This is a genomic window from Rhizobium anhuiense (genome assembly GCF_003985145.1).
Lineage (GTDB): Bacteria > Pseudomonadota > Alphaproteobacteria > Rhizobiales > Rhizobiaceae > Rhizobium > Rhizobium anhuiense.
Genome location: NZ_ML133521.1, coordinates 374,460 through 396,708, shown reverse-complemented (window position 1 = coordinate 396,708; position 22,249 = coordinate 374,460). Strand labels below are relative to the sequence as shown.

The following is a 22,249-nucleotide window of genomic DNA, read 5'->3' as shown; positions in this document are numbered from 1 at the left end:
ATGACATGGACGCGCGGCGAGGCCGGTTGCGCGCATGAGTGGCAATCATCCGCCAAGTTGGCGCGGATCGGGAAAGGGCAGCGATGCCTTTGACCACAAGGAGTGCATCGTTGAGAAAACCATCTGGAATATTCGCCACCGCTCTTATTGCGGTAGCGCTTCTGCTGCCGCTGCGCAGTGCCGTGGCGGATCAAGCCGCCGCCGCCGCCCTGACCGTCTCGCTGGCGGCGCCGGCTGAGCGGGACTGGCCGGAAACCGTTCCGGCAAGCGGCTGGCTAAAACCCTGGCAGGAAGCCATCATCGCCTCCGAGACGAGCGGACTTCGCATCACCGAAATCCTGGCCGATGTCGGCTCCGTGGTTAAGAAGGGGCAGACCCTCGTCCTGATGTCGCAGGACAGTGTGCAGGCCGATCTTCGCAAGCAGGAGGCGGCCGTCGTGACCGCGAAGGCAAACCTCACAAAGGCAAAGGCCAATGCCGATCGCGCTCGCCAGCTTCAACCCTCCGGCGCCCTCGCGGACGAGAAGATCGTCGAATATCTTGCCGACGAACAGACCGCGGCGGCAAGTCTCCAATCCGAAGAGGCAGCGCTCGACAGCCAGAAGATCAAGCTCGACCAGACAACCGTCACGGCCGTCGATGACGGTCTGATAACCTCGCGCTCGGCCGAGCTCGGCGCCGTCGTTTCCTCCGGCAGCGAATTGTTTCGCATGGTCCGCCAGCAGCGGGTCGAATGGCAGGCCGAGGTTTCCGCCCGCTACCTCTCGCGCATTTCGGAAGGATTGCGCGTCGACATCGACGGGCCGGACGGACGCCGCATTCAGGGCAAGGTGAGGCTCGTCGGACCTTCGATCGACACCAATACGAGCCGGGCGATCGTCTATGTCACCCTTCCCCAGGACGTTCAGCCGCGCACCGGTCTTTATGTCACCGGCACCGTCGAACTCAGGACCACGCCAGCGCTGACGGTTCCCGAGACCGCGATCGTTTTCCGTGACGGGATCAACTACGTCTTTGCGGTCGGCGAGGACAAGCGGGTAAAACGGGTGCGGGTCGAGACCGGGCGCCGCAATGACGGCGAAGTCGAGATCATCTCGGGCATTGATAAATCGGCGAGAGTGGTGACGTCGGGCGGAGCGTTTCTGTCGGACAACGATCTCGTGAAAGTCGCGGGAGAAGGCTGATGAACTTTTCCGCATTTTCAATCCGCAATCCCGTACCGGCGATCCTGCTCTTTGCGATGCTTGCCGTCGGCGGCCTGCTGGCCTTCAAGCATCTGGCGGTGCAGAACTTCCCTGATATGGATCTTCCGACCATCAAAGTGACTGCGACGCTCGACGGCGCCGCACCTTCGCAGCTGGAAACCGAGGTCGCCCGCACGATCGAGGACAATCTTGCCTCGCTGAGCTATCTCGACCACATCACGACAACGATTACCGACGGCTCGGTGTCGATCAGCGTCTCCTTCAAACTGGAGAAGGACAGCGAGACCGCCTTGAACGAAGTCCGCAATGCCGTAGACAGCGCAAAGTCCGATCTGCCGGCGCAGATGCAGACGCCAAGCGTCAGCAAAGTCACCGTGCAGAATTCGGCGCTGGTCACCTATGCTGTCCGGTCTTCCGTCCTCAACGAAACCGAGCTCTCCTGGTTCATCGACAACGATCTGACCAAGGCGCTGCTCTCGGTGCCGGGCGTTGGACAGGTCAATCGTATCGGTGGTGTCGATCGCGAGGTTCACGTCGACCTCGATCCGACGACGATGGCCGCATTCGGCGTCACGGCGACCACTGTGTCGGCGCAGTTGAAATCGGTTCAGGCCGATACCTCAGGTGGCCTCGGAGAGATTGGCGGCACCCGTCAGACCTTGCGCACGCTCGGCGCCGTTGCCTCGGTCGACGCGCTGAAGGAACTGCGAATTCCCCTGGCCAACGGGCAGCAGGTTCGCCTCGACGACGTCGCATCCGTCACCGACAGCTTCGCGGAGCGATCTTCGATGGCCTATCTCGACGGCAAACCGGTGGTGGCGGTCGAGATCAAGCGCTCGAACGGCTTTTCGGACAGTGGTGTCGCCGCGGACGTCGACAAGGCAATGAAGGAGTTTGCGGCCAAGCATTCCAACGTGCAGATCGAGGAGGCCTACAGCACGATCGGGCCGATCCTCGACAATTACGACGGTTCGATGCACATGCTGTACGAAGGCGCGATCCTGGCGATCGTCGTCGTCTGGCTCTTCCTTCGGGACTGGCGTGCGACGATCCTGTCGGCCGTGGCGCTGCCATTGTCCGTCATACCGACCTTCCTCGTCATGTACCTGGCCGGATTCAGCCTTAATATCGTCACCCTGCTTGCGCTGTCGCTCGTCGTCGGCATCCTCGTCGACGACGCCATCGTCGAAGTCGAGAACATCGCCCGCCATTTGCAGATGGGCAAGCGGCCGATCGACGCCGCTCTGGAGGCGGCCGACGAGATCGGGCTCGCCGTCATCGCCACCACCTTCACCCTGGTCGCCGTCTTCCTGCCGACGGCCTTCATGAGCGGCATACCGGGGCTCATCTTCCGCCAGTTCGGTATCACCGCCGCCGTTGCCGTCCTCGTTTCGCTCGTTGTCGCACGCCTGCTGACGCCGATGATGGCCGCCTATTTCATGAAGGCCCATCCGAAAGAGGAAAAGGACGGCCGCATCATGCGCGCCTATATGGCAATCGTGAAAGCCGCCATGAACCACAGGAAGACCACGGTGGCCGTGACCGCCGTCGTCGTCGCGCTTTCGCTGGCCACGATCCCGCTCCTGAAATCCGGCTTCCTGCCCGCTTCCGACGACGCGCGGGCCCAGATCACGCTCACCATGCAGCCGGGCGCCACCATCGAGCAGACAGACGCCACGACAAGGCAGGCCGCCGATATCGTCGGCAAGCTCCAGGACGTGACGCATGTCTTTTCCGCGGTCGGTTCCGCATCCTCGGGCGGCGGCCCAGATTCCAGCACCTCGAGCAGCGTCGGATCCGCGACCATCGTCGCCGTGCTCCCACCCATCGGCGAGCGCGACCGCAAACAGTCGGAAATCGAAAACGACATCCGGCAGGCTCTCTCGGTCCTTCCCGGTGTGCGGATCGCCGTTGGCGGCGGCGGCAACGGCACGAAGCTCGAGATCACCCTTGCCAGTGACGACGCCAACGCGCTCGACAGCGCCGGCACGGCGCTTGAAGAACAGCTGCGCACGCTTCAGGGCATCGGCGCGGTGACATCGACCGCGGCCAGGCAGGCGCCGGAGATCCAGATCACGCCCGATTTCGCCCGCGCAGCAGCGCTCGGGGTGACGTCGAGCGCCATCGCCGAGGCCGTGCGCGTGGCGACGGATGGAGAATATTCCGCCGATTTGCCAAAGCTCAACCTGCCGCAGCGCCAGGTTCCCATCGTCGTCCGCTTCAGCCCCGAGACGCGCACCAAACTCGACGACATCAAGAACATGCGGGTGTCTGGGACGAACGGCAATGTCGATCTCGGGTCGATTGCCGATATCCGGATCGGCGGCAGCCCGTCGGAAATTGACCGCATCGATCGTATGCGCAATGTCACTCTTTCAGTCGAGCTCAACGGCCGCATCCTGGGCGACGTCAACCGCGAGGCGCAGGCGCTGCCGGCGCTTCAGCATCTGCCATCGGGCGTCACCCTTGTCGAACAGGGAGAACTCCAGCGCAGTTCGGAGCTGTTCCAGAGCTTTGGTCTGGCGATGGCAATCGGGGTTTTCTGCATCTACGCGATCCTCGTTCTGCTCTTCCACGACTTCCTGCAGCCCCTCACGCTTCTGATGGCTCTGCCGCTCTCGCTCGGCGGCGCGCTGGTGCCGCTGGTGGTGACCGGAACCAGCTTCTCGATGGCGGCCGTCATCGGGCTGCTCATGCTCATGGGCGTGGTGACGAAGAATTCGATCCTTCTGATCGAATACGCGATCATGTCGCGCCGCCAGGGCATGCCCCGGTTCGATGCTCTTGTGGATGCATGCCACAAACGCGCGCGACCGATCATCATGACCACCATTGCCATGGCATCCGGTATGCTGCCGGTGGCCCTCAGCCTGACAGGCGGCGATTCCAGCTTCCGGCAGCCGATGGCGATCGTGGTGATCGGCGGGGTGATGATGTCGACGCTGCTCAGCCTCGTCGTCATCCCTGTCATCTTCACCTTCGTCGACGACTTGAACGAGGCGCTCAGGCGCCTCGTTCACCGGACCGGCCCGGAAACCGCCGAGGCCGAACCGCATCCATCCAACGATCACACGACGATCACCTTCAAGCCTGAGCTTTCGAAGCGGGGGCAAGGTCAGAGATGACTGCTCTCGCCGGGTTATTGGCCAGAAGGTCCCGCGCCCGATAAGGGCGACGCCTGGCGATCGTCAACCTCTTCGGTCGAGTTCCTCTCCCCCGGAACGAGACCGCGGGACGTAATGCCCCCGCAGGCGGCATCGTGCCGCCTGCGCGTCCTGCACCGTGTGGAAAGTCCAGGCATGCATCGCGTTGGTGGCAACTGCCCTCGTTTGAATCTTTACCAAACTTTACACTTCCTTAACCGCGCTTAACATCCGAACAGCTATTAGAGTTCGACCTCAGCTCAATCCGGAGTGTCGTGTGTCCAAGGCACATCGAAATATTCTGCGTTGCCGCTTCGCGGAGCGGAAAGTCATACTTGCCGAGGCTTCGCGATGCATTCTCAAGTTTAAATCAAGTTATGAGTATTGTTATACTTTCTTGAGCGCACTCTTTATTATGGTAATTCAGTTTTATATTTCAAATCATTACGGCACAGCGCCTCATTTCTTGAGACTTAGGAGCAAATCAGACCGTATGGAAAACGCTCGAAAAGAGCGTGATGCTCTGTCGGAAGACATTTCAATTGGTGGAACGGGGTGATTGATGACATGCTCCGGATTAGATCGAGTTCAATACCCTTTTGGACGCCAGCACTCCCTGGCTATGGCGATCGCGGTGACCGGTGGGCTGCTGATGTCGATGCTGCTCAGCCTCATCGTCATCCCTGTCATTTTCACACACGTCGACGACCTGAACGAGCCGGAAACCGCCGACACAGAAGCGCATTCATCCAACGATCACACGACGATCACCTTCAAGCCCGAACTTTCCAAGGGAGGGCAAGGCCAGCGATGGCTGCTTTGGCGCGCACTGCGGCAGAGAAGATCGGCGGCGTTGCAATGGCAAGAGGGTCGCAACCCGATACGGGCGATTCCTGCCGATCTCAGTGACAACCTCTTCGGTCGAGTTCCTCTCCCCGGAACAAGGCCGCGGGACGTATTCCCCCCGCAGGCGGCGTCAGCCGCCTGCGCGTCCTGCCGTCGTTGACCCGGCTTTCGGGATCGACGGACGGGTCGCGGGCGAATTGAAAACCACCCCCATCCCTGAAAATCGCCAGGTCTAACGACCATGCTTGGCACGCCAGGCGGCAAAATCCTCGATATTGCCCGGCTGTGTTGCCGGATAGAGGCCGATGATCGATTGACCGGCCAGCACCCGTTCTGTGACGAAATCCTCGTAAGCCGTCATTTCCACCGCCTCATCGGCAATCTCGTCGGCCAATTCGGCCGGAATGACGATCACCGCTTCATCGTCGCCTACCATGATATCGCCGGGCCACACCGCCACATCGCCGCAGCCGATCGGCACATTGATGTCGAGCGCCTGATGCAGCGTCAGATTGGTCGGCGCAGACGGCCGGTTGTGATAGGCGGGGATCCCCAGCCCGGCAATTTCCGGGCTGTCGCGAAACCCGCCATCGGTGACGACGCCTGCCACGCCCCGCACCATCAGCCGCGTCACCAGAATAGAGCCGGCGGATGCGGCGCGCGGATTTTTGCGGCTGTCCATCACCAGCACGGCCCCGGCCGGGCAGCTTTCGACGCAGGCGCGCTGCGGATGCTCCGGATTGCGGAAAACCTCGAGCGTGTTCAGGTCTTCGCGCGCCGGAATATACCGCAGCGTATAGGCCGGGCCGACCATGTTCCGGCCTTTGCCGGCGACCGGCTGCACATCCTGAATGGTCTGGTTGCGCAGGCCGCGCTTGAACAGCGCGGTGCTGATGGTGGCAACGCTGACCTTCATGAGTTTGTCGCGCGTGCTGTCCGAAAGTGTCGTCATGCCTGCATGTCCTCCTGGAAAATGTCTGGCTAGAAAATATCCGGTTCCCCTGCCGCCGGGCCAAATTCCGGCAGCAGATAGTCGAAATCGCAGCCCTTGTCGGCCTGGCTGACATGCGACGCGTACATCCAGCCGTAGCCACGACCGAAACGGTCGGCGGGCTTCACCCAGGCGGCACGGCGCCGCGCCAGTTCGACCTCGTCGACCAGCATGTCCAGCCGGCGGTTGGGAATGTCGATCCTGACGATGTCCCCATTCTGCAAAAGGGCGAGCGGGCCGCCGACATGGGCTTCGGGCGCCACATGCAGCACGCAGGCGCCGTAGCTGGTGCCGCTCATGCGCGCATCCGAGAGCCGCAGCATGTCGCGATACCCTTGTTTCAGCAGTGCCTTGGGCATCGGCAGCATGCCCCATTCCGGCATGCCGGGACCGCCGAGCGGCCCGGCGTTGCGCAGCACCATCACATGATCGGGCGTCACATCAAGCGTCTCGTCCTCGACTGCCGCCTTCATGTCGGGATAGCTGTCGAAAACCAGGGCGGGACCTTGATGGACATGGAAGCGCGGGTCGCAGGCCACCGGCTTGATCACCGCGCCATCGGGCGCCAGATTGCCCTTGAGCACGGCCAGGGATCCCTCCGGGTAGATCGGGTTGGAAAGCGGCCGGATCACATCGTCATTATAGACCTTCGCGTCGGCCAGCGCCGCGCCCAGGGTTTCGCCCGAAACCGTCATGGCGCTGAGATCCAGCCGCTCCCTGATCTGCGACATCAGCGCCACGAGGCCGCCGGCATAGTAGAAGTCTTCCATCAGATAGGTCTTTCCGGAAGGGCGGATATTGGCCACGACAGGCGTGGTGCGGCCGAGCGCGTCCAGATCATCCAGCGTCAGCGCGACCCCTGCCCTGCGCGCCATCGCCAGCAGATGGATGACCGCATTGGTCGAACAGCCGGTCGCCATGGCGACCGTCGCCGCATTGCGCACCGCCGCCGGCGTCACGATCCGGTCCGGCGTCAGATCTTCCCAGACCATGTCGACGATCCGGCGTCCTGACTGGGCCGACATGCGGATATGATTGGCATCGGGCGCGGGAATGGATGATACCCCCGTCAGCGTCAGACCCATCGCATCGGCAATCGCGGTCATGGTCGAGGCCGTGCCCATCGTCATGCAATGGCCGTAGGAACGGGCAATGCCGGCCTCGATGCCGGCCCATTGTTTATCGGATATCGTTCCGGCGCGCCGTTCGTCCCAATATTTCCAGGCATCCGATCCCGATCCAAGCTGCTGGCCGGCATAATTGCCGCGCAGCATCGGCCCCGCCGGCAGGTAGATCATCGGAACCCCGGCGCTGAGCGCCCCCATGATGAGGCCCGGCGTGGTCTTGTCGCATCCGCCCATCAACACCACGCCGTCGACCGGGTGGGCCCGGATCTGCTCTTCGGTCTCCATCGCCAGAAGGTTGCGATAGAGCATGGTCGTGGGCTTCATGAAATTCTCTGACAGCGCCAGCGCCGGCATTTCCACCGGAAAGCCGCCGGCCTGGAGCACGCCGCGCTTCACGTCTTCGACGCGATGCTTGAAATGGGCGTGGCAGGGATTGAGATCCGACCAGGTCGACAGGATGCCGATCAGCGGCTTGCCGGCCCAATCGCCGGCGTCGTAGCCCATCTGCATCAGGCGCGAGCGATGGCCGAAGCCGCGCAGGTCTTCGGATGCGAACCAGCGCGCCGATCGCAGGTCTTCCCGTGTCTTCGTCACTTTCAAAGACATGCCGACATGCCTCCATCCACGTAAACTATGTGACCGTTGACATAGCTTGAAGCGTCCGAAGCGAGAAAGATACAGGCGCCCGTCAATTCCTCAAGCCTGCCCCAGCGGCCGGCCGGCGTGCGCCGTTCGATCCAGCTCCGAAAACTCCGCATCGGCGACGAGCGCGGCATTGAGCGGGGTATCGAAATAGCCGGGGGCTATGGCATTGACCGCCAGCCCATAACGCGCCCAGTCGGTCGCCATGCCTTTGGTGAGATTGCCGAGCGCACCCTTGCTTGCGGTATAGGGCGCAATTCCCGGCCGGGCGAGCGCCGTCTGGATCGAAGCGATGTTGATGATCTTGCCGCGCCCGCGCTTGATCATGTGGCGGGCGACGGCTTGCCCGACATTGAAGGCGCTGGAGACGTTCGTGCGCATCAGCAGCTCGAACATCTCGGGGTCGAACTCCTCCAGGGGCGCGCGATGCTGCATGCCGGCATTGTTGACCAGAATATCGATCGGCCCGCTGGCTTGCTCGAATGCGTCGATGGCGGCACGCACGGCCTTGGCGTCGGTCGCATCGAACAAAAGTGTCCGCGGCGGCGTGCCGGCACCGCCCAGGCCCTCGGCTGCAGCGGCGAGCTTTCCAGCATCACGGCCATTGAGGACGATTTCGGCGCCTGCCGCAGCAAGGCCCTGAGCCAGGCTGAAGCCGATGCCCTGGCTCGATCCGGTGATAAGCGCCCTTTTGCCGGACAGATCGAACAGTTCAATACCCTTTGGCACGGCAGCACTCCTCATGACAGCGGCGTCATCGCTTCGAAATCGGGCAAGGCGCCGCTCGCATAGCCGACGGCCCCGAGCGAAGCGATGGCGATCCGGCCGTCGCGGATCGACAGCAGCGGTTCATCGGAACCCTGCTCGTAGAGATCGGGATGAGCCGCGGCAAAGCGCGCCTTCTCTGCCTGCGGCGCGCCCTGCATGCCGGCGACATAGTGATGACCGTTACGCTCGACATGGGAGAGGCCAAGCAAGGACACCAGCGCCAGATCCTGCTGCACGGCAAGCCCGGCCTGGCAGGTCAGATCCTCGCCCGAGAGGAACAGTCCCGGCACCGCTCCGGTTCTGATGCGGATCGCCTTCATCAGCGAGCGGTAAATGCCCTTGCAGGTTTTCGAGGAGACGCCGGTGTAACCGAGCCCGCGGGCGCGGGCGAAGGCCTCGTCGCCATCGTCGCTCTCATCGATCAGGAAGGGCAATTGCGCCGCGAGACCCCCGAGCGGCGTTTCCATGGTAATCGCGCGTGAGAACGGCTGTTCGACAAAGGCGATGGCCGCGCGCAGCCTGGCGAGCCGTGGCGCCGCCTCGATCCGCGCCAGCAAGGCGGCAAGCTGTTCGGCAGAGCCGAACTGTTCGTTGCCGTCGACCGTCACCCGATAGTCGGGCACCCTCTCCAGCACGGCGGCGATCCGCAGCAGGCGGTCGATATCGGCCTCGATCGCGCCGGAAAGCTTAATCTTGAACCAGCGATTGCCATAGCGCCTGATCACCGCCTCGAGGCTTTCCGGCAGGCCGTCGTTAACGGGCCGGACGATATCGCCCTCGGTGATCGGGTCAAGAAGCCCGATCGTATGCCGGGCCGAGATCGCGTCGGCAGGGCGAAGATCGGCCAGCATTGCCGAGGCGGCGTCGGTGTCGATATCACCGGGCAGCATCGGGCCGCCGATGCCGATCCAGTTTTGACGTACCGCCTCGAAGAAGGAAATGCCGGCAAGGCGGCAATAGGCATCGAGCGCAGCACGGGCGATGAGCGACGGGCCGAAACCGGCGGCGAGCGGATTACCAGGCAGGCGCCGCACCGTTTCCACCTCGTTCAGGCGGGCTGCGGCAAACAATGTCGTCGGCTGAGACGGTTCGAGCGAGGCAGCGGCAGCCGCACGGATCGAGGTGCGCAACTGATCGACATTCTGCGCCGGGGTCAGCGCCGGATCCTTGTCGAACCATTTCGGCACCATCAATTCGGCGGCGCCGCCAATGGCGGTTCGCCCCTTTTCATCCTCGACGCGGACCCTGAGGAAGGCTTGCGGCGCCTTTTCAAGGGTGGCCGCGCCAAAGCGGAACGGCAGACGCAGGCTGATATCGCGCTCGAAGGCGTCGATCTCGATGATCTTGATGCGTGGGGCAGTCACGGAATCTCCAATACTTCTGTCCACCGTCACGCCATCCGGTCGAGCATGGCGCGGGTCACTTCATGCCGGAGCGGTTCGCGGCGAAGCAGCCGGCCGATCTCGTCCACCATGGTCTGTCCCTGCGCGAAATGCGCCTCTTCAGTATGGCCGGCAGCATGCGGTGAAATGGTGACATTGGCCAGGGCCGGATCGCGGAACGGGCTATCCGGAGGCAGCGGCTCGTCGTCAAAGACGTCGAGCGCCGCCTCGATACGGCCGGAGCGGATCGCGGCGAGCAGCGCTGCCTCGTCGACCAGCTGCGAGCGCGCCGTATTGATGAAGAGTGTGCCGGGGCGCAGCAGCGCCAGTTCGTGGGCGCCGATCATCCGGCGCGTTTCGGGCAGGACAGGCGCATGCAGGGAAATCACGTCGCTTTGCACGAGCATATCGTTCAGCCCGGCGCTGACAACGCCGAGGGCTGCGGCCTCGCTCTCATCCAGGAACGGATCGACGACCAACACGCGGCAACCGAAGGGAACGAGCAGACGCATCACCGCCCGCCCGACATAGCCGGCGCCGACGATGCCGACCGTTCTGGCGCCCAGCAATCTCTGCGGCACGGCGGCGCGGACGTCGAGCCATTCACCGCCATTGCGCAAGTGATGATGCAGCCGATGAATGCCGCGCATGGCGAGCAGCGCTTCGGCGACGACAAATTCGGCAACCGAGGCGGCAATTTTCGAGGCGGCATGGGTCACGCGAAGGCCATCGTCGAACAGACGCGCCGGGACCAGTGTGCGGACACTGCCTGCCGAATGAGCGACAAGGGCGAGCTGCGGATGGCGGGCGCGCACGGCGGGGTCGAAGGGCGGTGTGCCCCATCCGGTGAGGCATGCGGTGGCGCCTTGCAGCAGGTAGTCGACATCGCCGGCGTCGATTGTGGCGCCGGCCGGCCAGCGCACCGCGCCAAGGGCGTTCAATTGGGTTATCGCCGCATCGTCCAGCATCATCCGGCGGGTCTTTTCGGTCAGCAATACGGCAATGACGGGAGCCTGTTCGTTCATGGTTCTACTCTTTCACTGCGGCGACCAGGCGCCTGAGATGGGCGAGATCGGCGCGGACCTTGTCGAGCGCCTGTTGCCGGGGAACCCGGTATTGCGAATGCACCGACAACACACCGGTAAATCCTGTCGTCACCATATGCGGAACGATGTCGCTCCACGGCACCATGCCTTCGTCGAGCCCGTACCAGTCCGAATGCCATGCGCGCTGGCCGTGGGCTCCGTAAGTGCCGGGGAACCAACCGCTGTTCTTGACGCCCATGCAGCAGAACCACGGATCAAGAATGTCGAGGGTCAGACGCCAGTCTTCGCTTCCCTCGCGAATGATCTGATTGGCCGGATCGACATAAGCGCCGATCCTGACGGGATCTCGCCCGGCCAGCAATTGCACCGCCAGCGCGCCCGAGCTGTGCAGGGTCCCGCCGTGGAGCTGGATGGTCAGCGTGACGGCGAAGCGTTCGGCCAGGCGCTCGAAGCCGTCGAGATCACGCCGCGCCTCATCGAGCTGAACCTGCCAGCGCCGCAACGGGTCGTAACGCCAGAAGCCAAGCCTGATCTGGCCGATGCCGGCCTCGCCGCAACAGCCGAGAAGCCGGGATGCGGCATCGTCGGGCCGTGTGGAATCGATGGTCGCCATCGGGGCACGCACCCCGGCTGCGGCAAAGAGTTTTACGGCCTTGACGATCTCGTCCGGCCTGTCCGGGGAAACGGCATGGCCATCTCGAATGAGAAGATCGGCACAATCGAATCCCAGGCCGGCAGTGATCTCGGCCGCCCTCTTGAGCGGCAGGCCGTCCAGGGTCTTGGTGAAATAGGCGATATCCATGGATCAGATCCCAGAGAGAAAGGCGCTGTTCATGAGCGGGCGATACAAAGCTCGCTGCGGCGGCCGAATGCATCGCGGGCGCAGACCGCGTAACGCACGCCCTCCGGCGGCGACATATGCAGGAATGCGGTCGAGATCAGCGGCGCGGGACTGACCTTTTCAAACGTCCCGCCATCGGCGCTGGCCAGGACATCGTAGAAGATGGCAGGGCCGGCATCGCCGGCAGCCCAGAACAGCATGCGCTCCTCCCGGCCGCCGAGACCGAGGTAGCGTTCGACGACAAGGCCGGTCGGTGCAGCCGGGGCCGCGCTGGTGTCGGGAACGACAAGCACCTGCGTCAGTGACGGCAGCGGCACATCGAGATCGACACTGATCCGGCCGTCGTCGCAGGCGACGACGCTGACTGGATGCAGCAAGGCGGGCTCCTGTGCCCGGCGCAGCTCGGCAAACTGCGCTTCACTAGGTGCCGGCGGCGCGCCGACCGGCTCGAAGGGGCCGCGCGGGTTGCTTTCGTCGCGCTGGGCTTCCCAGACCTCCATCGGATTGGTGAATTCCTCGTCGATGCGCAGCAGGCAAAGCGCATGGCGGCCAGGAACCAGGCCGCTCACCTCGAGGCGGACGGCGGTCCGGCCCGAACGGTTGATGGCATCGACACTGTGGATGAGGCTGATGGAAACACCGCCGCCCGGCAGCCGTGTCGGCAGGATCGCCAGGCCATCCTGGTCGGGAGCAAGCGGCGGTTCGGCCGTCACCTTGCAGACGGTATCGCCAAGCGTTGCGAGCAGTTCCATCGATGTCAGGCCGGGCTTCTTGATGATGTCGAAGGGCGGCGCCCGATCGACATCCGTCACCACAGTGCTGAGATCGGTCTTGTGCTCCCATTGCGCCTTGGTGAAATTGCGCGGGCCGAAATAGGCAAAGATGGTGCGCTGGCTCCAGCCGCCGATAAAGGCATGGTCATTGCTGAGGAAGGTGAAATTCGCCGCTTTCGGGGCGATGATGCGGCGGTCGTGCTGTTCGATGATGCGGGCGATGATCCCGGCGTAATAGGCTTTGCCGTGCCAGCTATGATGATCGCTCCAGCCGAGCTGCGGATCGCATTCGTCGTTGATCACGGGCAGGCCCGCGAGACGCGGGTGATTCTCCTTGAGATAATCGACGACGAGAAGCGTGCGGTCGACGATGCCGTTGGTTTTCGGGGTCAGATCTTCCTTGCTGCCATTGACGCCCTTTTCGTGGATCGAGATGTAGTCGAGGCGCGGCGGGCCGTTGCCGGTCAGGCAGCTCGTGCCGCTGTCGCAATGCGCCATCAGGGCGCGAAAGATCGGCGAGAGCGTGCGGGCGGTGCCAGGCCCGCCCATCGGCAGGCTGGGATCGACGGCATCGAGGCCGGCGACGCAGGCGTCGTAGTAATTGGTGTAACCCTTGATCCCATAGGTCCACCAGCCGGAGTCGGCCTCGTTCGTCGTTTCGAAATACCATGTTCGCAATTCGTCCATGCCGTAACGTGCGCCATAGCGATCTGCCGTCACCGTCACGAGATCGCGCCAGCGCTTGACCTGATCCATATCCTCATAGTCGGTGAACACACCCGACGGGTTGCCCATCAGCTCGAAGAACGGCTTCAGGCGGTGTTCGATCATCACGTCGAGCGCGCGGTCGAGCAGGGACCAGTCGTAGCCAGCCCCGCCCTTTGCGCTCAGCAGATTGTAGAGATAATGCACACGCAGGAACTTGATGCCCTCATTCGGCAGGCCGCCGATATAGGCGAGCATCTGGCGCATCTCGGGCTCGAGCAGCAGCTCGGCCGGCGAAAAGCCGGTACCGCGCCAGAACCGGTTGAACGGGCGCACCGCTTCGCCGGCATCAATATTTATTCGCGTACGTTCACGCATGAGTCGTCTCTCCTTGGGCGGAAATTTGGCGGCGCGCCGCAAAGCCGGCACACGGGGCCAGGAGCCGGATTATTTGAACTTGTCGCGCATCGCATCGATGCCGGGGATGGTTTTGGTCAGATGCTGATGGGCGGGGTCGAAGCGCTGGATCAGACCTCGGCGATGCTTGCCGACCAGGATGGTGAAGATATAGCCGCGATGCCCCGGAGAGGTGACCGTCGGGTGGTAACCCCGGTCGACCAGGACAGTGTCGCCATTGCGGGTCATCAGGATCTTGACCGGACCGTCCTCGTCATAGGTGATCTGGCTGCCGAAGCCGGTCTCCGGCTGGAAGCGGTAGTGATAGAGTTCTTCGTGCCGGGTCTCGACATCGCCGTCTTCGGTATCGTGCTTGTGAGGAGGATAGCCGGACCAGCAGCCTTCGCCGGCATAGAGTTCGCTCACCAGCAGGTTGCCGCAACGTCCGTTCTGCCGTTGGCCGAGCAGATGGACGATCCGCCGCTGGCTGTGCGTGTCAGACGAACCGACATTGACCGCATCGACCTCATCCGGCGTCACCCGAAACGGGGCGTAGCGGGTGTCGCAGAGACCGCCGGCAATGGCGACTTCCGCCGCGGCGCCACGAGCCGATATCCGGATATTGGCGCCGACGGGCGCGTAAACCGAGTCCGCATCGCCTCCCCAGATATCGGCTCGCCGGCCCACAGCTTCGAACATGATGCCATCCACCTCGATATCCACCTGACCCGACAGCACGACGTAGAGGCTTTCGTGCGCGGGCAGCCGCCGGATGTCCTGCTCGTTGGAGGCGAGCGTGACGAGATCGAAGTAGATGAGATCGAGCGTCGCGGAGGAGGTATCCACGATGGGACGCTGCTCGGAGCGTGGAATGAATTCAGGCATCAATTGAACTCCGGAACGGTACGGTCGGCGAAAGGATTAAGCGACAGGGATTCGGCGTGGTGACAGGCCACGGCGTGCCCATCGGCGGTGACGGTGCGCAAGCCCGGCACCTCCTGCTTGCAAAGGCCGGTGGCGTAGCGGCAGCGCGGATGAAATGCGCAGCCGGGCGGCGGATGAGCGGGGTCGGCAACCTCGCCCGCCAGCCGGATGCGTTGACCGTGGCGGCGCATCCTCGGATCGGCGATCGGCACCGCCGAGAGCAGCGCTTCGGTGTAGGGGTGGAGCGGGCGCGAGAAGATCTCTTCCGTCGGCGCCTTTTCGACGACCCGGCCGACATACATGACGGCAATATTGTCCGAGATGTGCCGGACGACCGAGAGGTCGTGGGCGACGAAGAGATAGGTCAGTCCGAACTGCTCCTGCAGATCCTGCAGCAGGTTGATGGTTTGCGCCTGGACGCTGACATCGAGCGCCGAGACGGCCTCATCGGCAATCACCAGGCGCGGATTGGACGCCAGCGCCCGGGCGATGCCGATGCGCTGGCGTTCACCGCCGGAGAAAGCATGGGGATAGCGGTGCATATATTCCGGCCGCAGGCCGACGCTCTGCATCAACTCGGCGACCCGATGTTCGAGTTCACGACCCTTGGCGATGCCGTTGACAGCAAGCACCTCGCCGATGATGTCGATGACGGGCAGGCGCGGATTGAGCGAGGATTGCGGATCCTGAAACACGATGCGCAGGTCGCGATGGATTTCGTCGAGGGCGGAACCGGACAGCGTGGCGAGATCGACCGTGCCACCGCTGCGGCTACGATAGCGGATTTCGCCGCTCGTCGGCTGATAGATGCGCAGGACCGTGCGGGCAAGCGTCGACTTGCCGCAGCCGGACTCGCCGACAATCCCCAGTGTTTCGCCATCCTCGACGCGAAGCGAAACGCCGTCGACCGCCTTGACGTGGCCGACCACACGCCGGAATGCGCCCTTGCGAATGGGGAAATGCATCCTGAGATCATTCAGTTCGAGCAGAGGGCTTCGTTGGATCATGGGATCGGCCATCATCGTCCTCCTTCGTAAAGTAGACAGCTGGCGACATGCCGGTCGCCGATGGCGACGGGCTGCGGATCCCTTTGGTCGCAAAGGCCGGCCCTCGCCTCTTTGCATCGAGGATGAAAGCTGCAGCCCTGGGGTCGGTTGAAACGCGAGGGCACCATGCCGTCGATGATCGCCAGCCGTTCGCTGGGTTGTCCATGCATGCGCGGCACCGATTGCAGCAGCGCCTTGGTGTAGGGGTGGGCCGGAGCGTGGAAGATCGTGTCGACATCGCCTGCCTCCACGACCCGGCCGACATACATGACGACGACTTCATCGGCGATTTCGGCCACCACGCCGAGATCATGGGTCACGAACAGCACCGAGAGCCCGAATTCGGCCTGCAGCGAGGCAAGCAGATCGAGGATATTGGCCTGGGTGGTCACATCGAGCGCCGTCGTCGGCTCGTCGGCGATCAAGAGCTTGGGGCGGCAGGCGAGCGCGAGCGCGATGCAGACGCGCTGGCGCATGCCGCCGGAAAACTGGAAGGCATAGCTTTCCATACGCTCGGCCGGCCTGGGAATGCCGACCAGAGCCAATGTCTCGATGGCATGCTCGCGCGCCTCCTTCTTTCCCATCTTCAGATGCAGGCGGATCACTTCCACCATCTGGTTGCCGATCGTATGAACGGGGGAAAGGGCCGCCATCGGCTCCTGGCTGATCAGGCCGATCTGGGCACCGCGGATCGCCCGCATATCGCGGCCGCGCGGATCGAACGCCGCCAGGTCGACGGAGGGTGCTGCGGGATCCGGCCGGTAGCGGATTGCTCCCGAGACGATCCGCCCTCCGCGCGGAACCTGGTTGAGAATCGAGCGGCCGGTAATGCTCTTGCCCGAACCGGATTCGCCGACGACGCAGACCGTCTTGCCGCGCGGAATGGAAAAGGAGACGCCGTCGACCGCCCTGATCGTGCCCGCACCGCTGAAGAAATGGGTCCTGAGATCGTCGACCTCGATCAGCGGGTCGCGAGCACCGTGCCGGTCGCCAGTGGCGGCGAAATTGGGATCAGTATTCATAGGGATCTGCAGCATCGCGTAATCCATCACCGAGGAAATTGAGGGCGAGCACGGTGACGATCACCGCAAGACCGGGAAGAAACAGCCAGGGCGCGCTCGTGACCGCGAGAATGTTCTGCGCCTCCTGAAGGAGCACGCCCCAGCTCACGACAGGCGGGCGCAATCCGATGCCGAGGAAGGAGAGCGCAGTTTCCGCGAGGATCATCGTCGGGATGGCGAGCGTCACCGAGGCGATGATGTGGCTCATGAAGGACGGCACCATATGCCGCCAGATGATGCGCATCTGCGAACAGCCATCGAGACGTGCGGCAATCACGAAATCCTCCGTCTTCAGCGACAGGAAGCGCCCGCGCACCACCCGTGCCAGATCGGTCCAGCCGATCAGCGACAGGATGACCGTGATCCAGAGATAGACCAGGATCGGATCGGCACTGATCGGAACGGCAGCCGCAAGGCCCATCCACAGCGGGATGGTCGGGATGGAATTGATGAGTTCGATGGAGCGCTGGATCACATCGTCGACCCAGCCGCCGTAGAGCCCCGAGATGCCGCCCAGGATGATGCCGAGGATGAGACTGATTGCGACCCCGATCAGTCCGACGGACATCGAAACGCGGGTGCCGTGGACCGTCCGGCTGAAGACATCGCGACCCAGCCGGTCGGCGCCGAACAGGTAGAAGGGTTTGCCCATCTCGGTCGGGCCGATCAAGTGCCGGTCCAGATTAAACAGGCCCCAGAGCCGATAGGGTTCGCCTTTCACGAAGAAGCCGATGGGAATGACGACGGCCGGATCGGCCACGTAATTGCGGCTGAGCGCGATCGGATCGACCTTCATCGAATAACCGTTGACATAGAGGGGATGAAACTGCCCCGCCGCGTCGTGGCCGGCGAATCTGATCTGCTGCGGCGGCGCATAGGTGTAGCGGGAATCATAGGTCTGCGATGAAACCGGAGCGAGAACCTCGGCAAACAGGGCGACCATGTAGATCAAGAAGATGACGACGCCAGCGGCCAGCGCCAGCCGATGGCGACAGAAGCGCCGCCAAATGAGCTTCCACTGCCCGGCGACCGCGTCGGAATTCTGGATCAGTTCAGGTGATAGCGCGATGGCTTGATCGGTCATATCTCTCGTCCTTCAGCCGTTGCGAATGCGTGGATCGAGCCAGGCAAGCAGCAGGTCCGAGATCAGCGTGCCGATCAGCGTCAGCATGCTCATCAGCAGGATGAAGGTGCCGGCCAGATACATGTCCTGGGCAAACAGGGCGTTGAGCAGCAGCGGCCCGGTGATCGGCAGGCTGAGAACGATGGAGACCACCACCGAGCCGGAGACGAGGTGCGGCAGCACCCAGCCGACGGTCGAGACGAACGGGTTGAGCGCCACCCGCACCGGATATTTCAACAGCAGCCGGATTTCACTCAGGCCGCGGGCCCGGGCCATGTCGACATAAGGCTTGTTGAGCTCGTCGAGCAGGTTGGCGCGCATGATGCGGATCAGCGCTGCGGTGGCGCCAGTGCCGAGAACGACGACCGGGATCCACATATGCGAAATGAGATCGCCGAGCTTGGCCCAGCTCCAGACGGCGTTGATATAGGCGGGCGAAAACAGCCCGCCGGTACTTTGGCCGAAATATTGCGCCGAAACATACATCAGCACCAGCGCCAGCAGGAAGTTCGGGATGGCAAGGCCGAGAAAGCCGAAGAAGGTGGCGACGTAATCGCCCGCCGAATATTGCCGCACGGCCGAATAGATGCCGATTGGAAAGGCGACCGCCCAGACAAACAGCAGCGTGGTGACCGATACCACCAACGTCAGGCCCATGCGGGCCCAGATCAGCTCGCTAACCGGCTTGTTCCAATCGAGGGACTGGCCGAAATCGCCGCGCAGCAGGATGCCGCTGATCCATTTCCAGTATTGGACCGCCCAGGGCTGATCGAGGCCATAGCGTTCGCGCAGGCCGGCGATGACGCCGGGATCGATCGTTTCGTTTTGGGAGGCCAGACGCGCGGTCATCGCGGTCAGGAAGTCGCCGGGCGGCAACTGGATGATGATGAAGGTCACGACTGAGATCGCGAACATCATCGGGATCATATAAAGCAGACGTCTGATGATGAAGCCGGCCATGGTCAAGCTCCTTCAATCGGCGATCGCCGCCGGATGATTGGGACTGGGCTGGTATTGCTGGGATGGCGCCCGGAGACGCCATCGCTGTCGGTCGCGTGCCGTTACTGCTGGTAGTAGAAGGTCTCCGGCTTTGCCGGTCCTGGCGTCATGTAGAATGACGTGCTGGGGATGACCTTCGGGACATTGCGCATATTGGTCTTGACGATGCCGACGCGGTCCGGCTCCAGGTTGGTGCCGATGACGTAGAATTCGTCACGGGTGATCGCCAGCAGTTCCTTCATCGCCGCCAGCTGCTTTTCGAGCGTCGGCGCCTCCTGTACCTGCCGGTAGAGATCCATCTGCTTCTTGGCAGCGGGGCTCGGCTCCTCAGCGTTCGGATCCTTGGGGTTCTGGTAGTAGAGGCCCCAGGCCGTCGCGAAGCTCGATTCATATTCGTGCGGGAAATACCATTTGGGATCGAGCAGGCCGAGGAAATCGTAGCCCCCGCCGCCAACCCATCCCAAGCCGTCGTTTTCATTGTTCTGCAGGCGGGAGAAAATCAGCGAACGTTCGGCCGGGCGCGGCTGCATGTCAATGCCGACGGCCCGCCAGTAGCGCTGGATCATCTCGAGAGCGTCCACCTGGATCGGGCTTCCGGTCAAAGCGTCGATCGCAAAGGTAATCCGCTTGCCGTCCTGGCCGAGGCGATAGCCTTCGGCGTCATGTTTGGTCAGGCCCGCCTTGTCGAGATATTGATTGGCGAGATCGACATTATATTCCAGATACTGCGTCGCCATCTTTTCGTCGTAGAGCGCGGTGCCTTCACGTGGCGCTGCCTGATAGGGTTTAGCCTGTCCGGCATAGATCAGCTGGTTGAGCTCTTCGCGGTTGATGGCATAGCTGAGGCCGATGCGGAAATCCTTGTTGGAGAAGACGGCGCGCAAGGCCGGATTCTTGTGCGTCTGGTTGAGGGTGATCAGCAGGGCGTTCGACCACGCCGGCCGGGCGATAAACAGGCCGTAGCCGCCCTTCTCCTGGTTCTGCACGATCACGGTTCGGGCGTCGGTCGTCTCGATGAAGCGATTCTGCATGTCGATTTCGCCGCTGATCGCCTTCAGGATGATTGCCTGGGTATCCTGCATCACATCGATGGTGATCCGATCGAAGTAAGGCAGCTGGTTTCCTGCCGTATCCACCTTGGCATAATATGGATTGCGTTCGGCAACGACCTGCGTGGTCCCGTTATAGGGCGCGGTCAGCACCCAGGCATCGAGTGTCGGGCGGCCGAGATCGCGCCAGCGGCCGGGAAAGCCGATCTTGTTGTTGAAGAGCTGGACCCAGTCGGTTGCGCCGGCTGCTTTCACCAGGGCGTCGATACCGTCGGGATTGAAATCCTTGTGGAATTGCTTGAGGTAGTGCGCCGGTGCGGCTGCCAGAATATCGGAGCCGCGCACAGTGGCCATGTTCATCAGGAACAGGCCGTTCGGTGCGGCAAACTTGAAGACGACCTTGTCGGCGGCGAGCTTTTCGACCTTGACGGTCTCCCCGCCTGCGGTCAGCCAGTCGGGCGCTGCAGGCGTGATCTTGGTGTTGTGCAGCACGTTCTCGTTCCACCACACCAGATCGTCGGCGGTGAAGGGCTCGCCGTCCGACCAGCGCGTGCCTTCGCGCAAGGTGAAGGTATATTCGGTGGCATTGGCATTGACCTCGACGCTTTTGGCGATATCGGGGATCACCTCGGTCCATTCCGGGTTCCAGCGGACCAGTCTCGTATAGCCGATCGAACGCTCGATCTCGCTGTCGCCACCGCCAAAGGTGGCCGTGCGCCAGGTGCCGCCATAGGTACCGACCGATTCAAGCGGCGTGAGCACCAGCGGCTCCTTGGGCAGCCGTTTTTCCACAGGCGGCAGCTTGCCGGCATCGACCAGCGCCTTCAGTTCCGGCGATTCTTCAAAGCCGAATGCGGCGCCGGCCCAGCCGGCGCCAATGAGGATCGCCGCGGCAACGGTCGAGACAACCTGCTGTCTTAAGATTCTGACGTGTTGCATTCTTTCCTCCCAATATTCCGCTCTAGGTTATCGTTAACGTATTCTCCTCTTTCTCGAACGTTATCGTTACCGTACAATCTTGTCAAAGAGATTCTCCCTGCCTTGCATTGAGCCGGAGTTGCCTTGGCTTTCCGGGAAATTATGCTAGTTATCGTTATCGTAAGTTTCTAACCCCTCCGAGAGACAGTCCCGTTGAGCCGCCCTAAAGAGCCAGAATCCAAAATAACCATCGCCGATGTTGCCCGCGCCGCAGGAGTGTCGCCGATGACGGTGTCGCGCGTGCTCAATGACCAGGGCGGAGCCAGTGCGGAGACCAGTCAACGGATTATTCTGGCGGCGAGCGAACTCAACTACCGGCCCAATCCCTTTGCGCGCGGATTGCGGTCCGATCGATCGAAGGCCATCGGCCTTCTCGTTCCCGACATCACCAATCCGTTTTTTCCCGAAGTCATCCGGGGAGCCGAGGATGCCGCGAGCGCTGCCGGCTACAACCTGCTTCTGTCCAATGTCGTCGAGAACAGCAAGCGGGAGGAAGAGCTCATCGAAACGCTGCTCAGGCATCGGGTCGACGGGATCATCGTCTGCAGCCCGCGACTGCCCGATGCCGCCTTGCATAAGGCGCTTGCGCCCCACCGGGCCGTGGTACTCATCAACCGCGAGGCGCCCAACGAGGTCGCCGGGACGATCGTCACCGACTACGAGACAGGAGCATCGCGCGCCATCGACCATCTGGTCGAGCGCGGACGCCGCAAGATCGCGATCATCGCCGGGCCGCGCAGTTCGTTTGGCGGCAAGAGCCGTCTTGTCGGAATTCGCAAGACGCTGGCGGCCCACGGGCTGAAGGCGCAAGGCATCGTCTATTGCGACCCCACCGCCGCCGGCGGCCAGACGGCGGCCGCGCAATTGCTGGCGGAAGCGCCCGGCATCGATGCGCTTGTCTGCTACAACGATCTTAATGCGATCGGCGCCATGAAGGCCTGCCGGGCCGCCGGCATTTCGATCCCCGGGCAGATTGCCCTGATCGGTTTCGACGACATTCCGACGGCCGAACTGCTGTCTCCGGCGCTCACCACCTTGCGGGTGCAGAAGCGGGAAATGGGGGAGGAAGCTGTGCGTCTGCTGCTCAGCCGCATCGCCACCAGAAACCGCCAGCACGGCATCGTCATCGTGCCGGAGCTCATCATCCGTGAAACGACCTGAACGCCCCGGAGCATGATGCCGAAACGTGTGAGCGGTCTTCGGA

At 62.8% G+C, this 22,249-nt stretch carries 15 protein-coding genes and 2 pseudogenes; 4 read left to right on the top strand and 13 right to left on the bottom strand.

Going from position 1 to position 22,249, the window contains the following annotated elements:
• The first annotated feature begins 83 nt into the window (after positions 1–83).
• The 3 genes and pseudogenes from EEQ99_RS01945 to EEQ99_RS35545 all read left to right on the top strand — a co-directional run.
• Positions 84–1,184, top strand: a complete 1,101-nt coding sequence (locus EEQ99_RS01945) for an efflux RND transporter periplasmic adaptor subunit (protein ID WP_174824424.1) — start codon at positions 84–86, stop codon at positions 1,182–1,184.
• Positions 1,184–4,330 carry an efflux RND transporter permease subunit gene (locus EEQ99_RS01940; RefSeq protein ID WP_063475887.1) on the top strand — a complete coding sequence of 1,049 codons (3,147 nt, stop codon included), beginning with the start codon at positions 1,184–1,186 and terminating at the stop codon, positions 4,328–4,330. The genes EEQ99_RS01945 and EEQ99_RS01940 overlap by 1 nt, the downstream gene beginning before the upstream one ends.
• Positions 4,331–4,970: 640 nt before the next feature.
• Positions 4,971–5,159 (top strand): annotated as a pseudogene (locus EEQ99_RS35545) (hypothetical protein); the annotation flags it as partial.
• Between the two features lie 267 nt (positions 5,160–5,426).
• On the opposite strand, the gene EEQ99_RS01930 reads toward EEQ99_RS35545, so the two are convergent.
• From EEQ99_RS01930 to EEQ99_RS01870, 13 genes and pseudogenes are all read right to left on the bottom strand, one after another.
• Positions 5,427–6,146, bottom strand: a complete 720-nt coding sequence (locus tag EEQ99_RS01930) for a ribonuclease activity regulator RraA (protein WP_097630232.1) — start codon at positions 6,144–6,146, stop codon at positions 5,427–5,429.
• Between the two features lie 29 nt (positions 6,147–6,175).
• Positions 6,176–7,918 carry an L-arabinonate dehydratase gene (gene araD, locus EEQ99_RS01925; RefSeq protein WP_097630231.1) on the bottom strand — a complete coding sequence of 581 codons (1,743 nt, stop codon included), beginning with the start codon at positions 7,916–7,918 and terminating at the stop codon, positions 6,176–6,178.
• Positions 7,909–8,698, bottom strand: a pseudogene (locus EEQ99_RS01920) (SDR family oxidoreductase). Before EEQ99_RS01920 ends, araD begins: the two are co-directional and overlap by 10 nt.
• Positions 8,695–10,116 (bottom strand): enolase-like domain-containing protein, encoded by a 1,422-nt coding sequence (locus tag EEQ99_RS01915; RefSeq protein WP_127429929.1) that lies wholly within the window; start codon positions 10,114–10,116, stop codon positions 8,695–8,697. Before EEQ99_RS01915 ends, EEQ99_RS01920 begins: the two are co-directional and overlap by 4 nt.
• Positions 10,113–11,129 carry a hydroxyacid dehydrogenase gene (locus tag EEQ99_RS01910; protein WP_063475882.1) on the bottom strand — a complete coding sequence of 339 codons (1,017 nt, stop codon included), beginning with the start codon at positions 11,127–11,129 and terminating at the stop codon, positions 10,113–10,115. The genes EEQ99_RS01915 and EEQ99_RS01910 overlap by 4 nt, the downstream gene beginning before the upstream one ends.
• A gap of 4 nt (positions 11,130–11,133) precedes the next feature.
• Entirely contained in the window at positions 11,134–11,952 is an 819-nt protein-coding gene (locus tag EEQ99_RS01905) for a sugar phosphate isomerase/epimerase family protein (protein WP_127429928.1), read from the bottom strand.
• 29 nt (positions 11,953–11,981) lie between these two features.
• Complete coding sequence (locus EEQ99_RS01900) at positions 11,982–13,847, bottom strand: GH39 family glycosyl hydrolase (RefSeq protein WP_127429927.1); 1,866 nt, start codon at positions 13,845–13,847, stop codon at positions 11,982–11,984.
• Positions 13,848–13,916: 69 nt separating this feature from the next.
• The gene (locus EEQ99_RS01895) at positions 13,917–14,750 is read right to left on the bottom strand and encodes a 5-deoxy-glucuronate isomerase (protein ID WP_047612405.1); all 834 of its coding nucleotides are present in this window, start codon (positions 14,748–14,750) and stop codon (positions 13,917–13,919) included.
• Entirely contained in the window at positions 14,750–15,808 is a 1,059-nt protein-coding gene (locus EEQ99_RS01890; RefSeq protein WP_174824423.1) for an ABC transporter ATP-binding protein, read from the bottom strand. The genes EEQ99_RS01895 and EEQ99_RS01890 overlap by 1 nt, the downstream gene beginning before the upstream one ends.
• Entirely contained in the window at positions 15,808–16,857 is a 1,050-nt protein-coding gene (locus EEQ99_RS01885; RefSeq protein WP_127429925.1) for an ABC transporter ATP-binding protein, read from the bottom strand. Before EEQ99_RS01885 ends, EEQ99_RS01890 begins: the two co-directional genes overlap by 1 nt.
• Entirely contained in the window at positions 16,847–17,980 is a 1,134-nt protein-coding gene (locus tag EEQ99_RS01880) for an ABC transporter permease (protein ID WP_047614726.1), read from the bottom strand. Before EEQ99_RS01880 ends, EEQ99_RS01885 begins: the two co-directional genes overlap by 11 nt.
• A gap of 12 nt (positions 17,981–17,992) precedes the next feature.
• Positions 17,993–18,979 carry an ABC transporter permease gene (locus tag EEQ99_RS01875; RefSeq protein WP_097622494.1) on the bottom strand — a complete coding sequence of 329 codons (987 nt, stop codon included), beginning with the start codon at positions 18,977–18,979 and terminating at the stop codon, positions 17,993–17,995.
• A 101-nt stretch (positions 18,980–19,080) separates the two neighbouring features.
• On the bottom strand, positions 19,081–21,006 hold the full coding sequence (locus EEQ99_RS01870) for an ABC transporter substrate-binding protein (RefSeq protein WP_127429924.1): 1,926 nt from the start codon (positions 21,004–21,006) through the stop codon (positions 19,081–19,083).
• Between the two features lie 192 nt (positions 21,007–21,198).
• Here EEQ99_RS01870 and EEQ99_RS01865 point away from each other — a divergent pair, with 192 nt between their 5' ends.
• Positions 21,199–22,206, top strand: a complete 1,008-nt coding sequence (locus EEQ99_RS01865; RefSeq protein WP_080759860.1) for a LacI family DNA-binding transcriptional regulator — start codon at positions 21,199–21,201, stop codon at positions 22,204–22,206.
• The last annotated feature ends 43 nt before the right edge of the window (positions 22,207–22,249 follow it).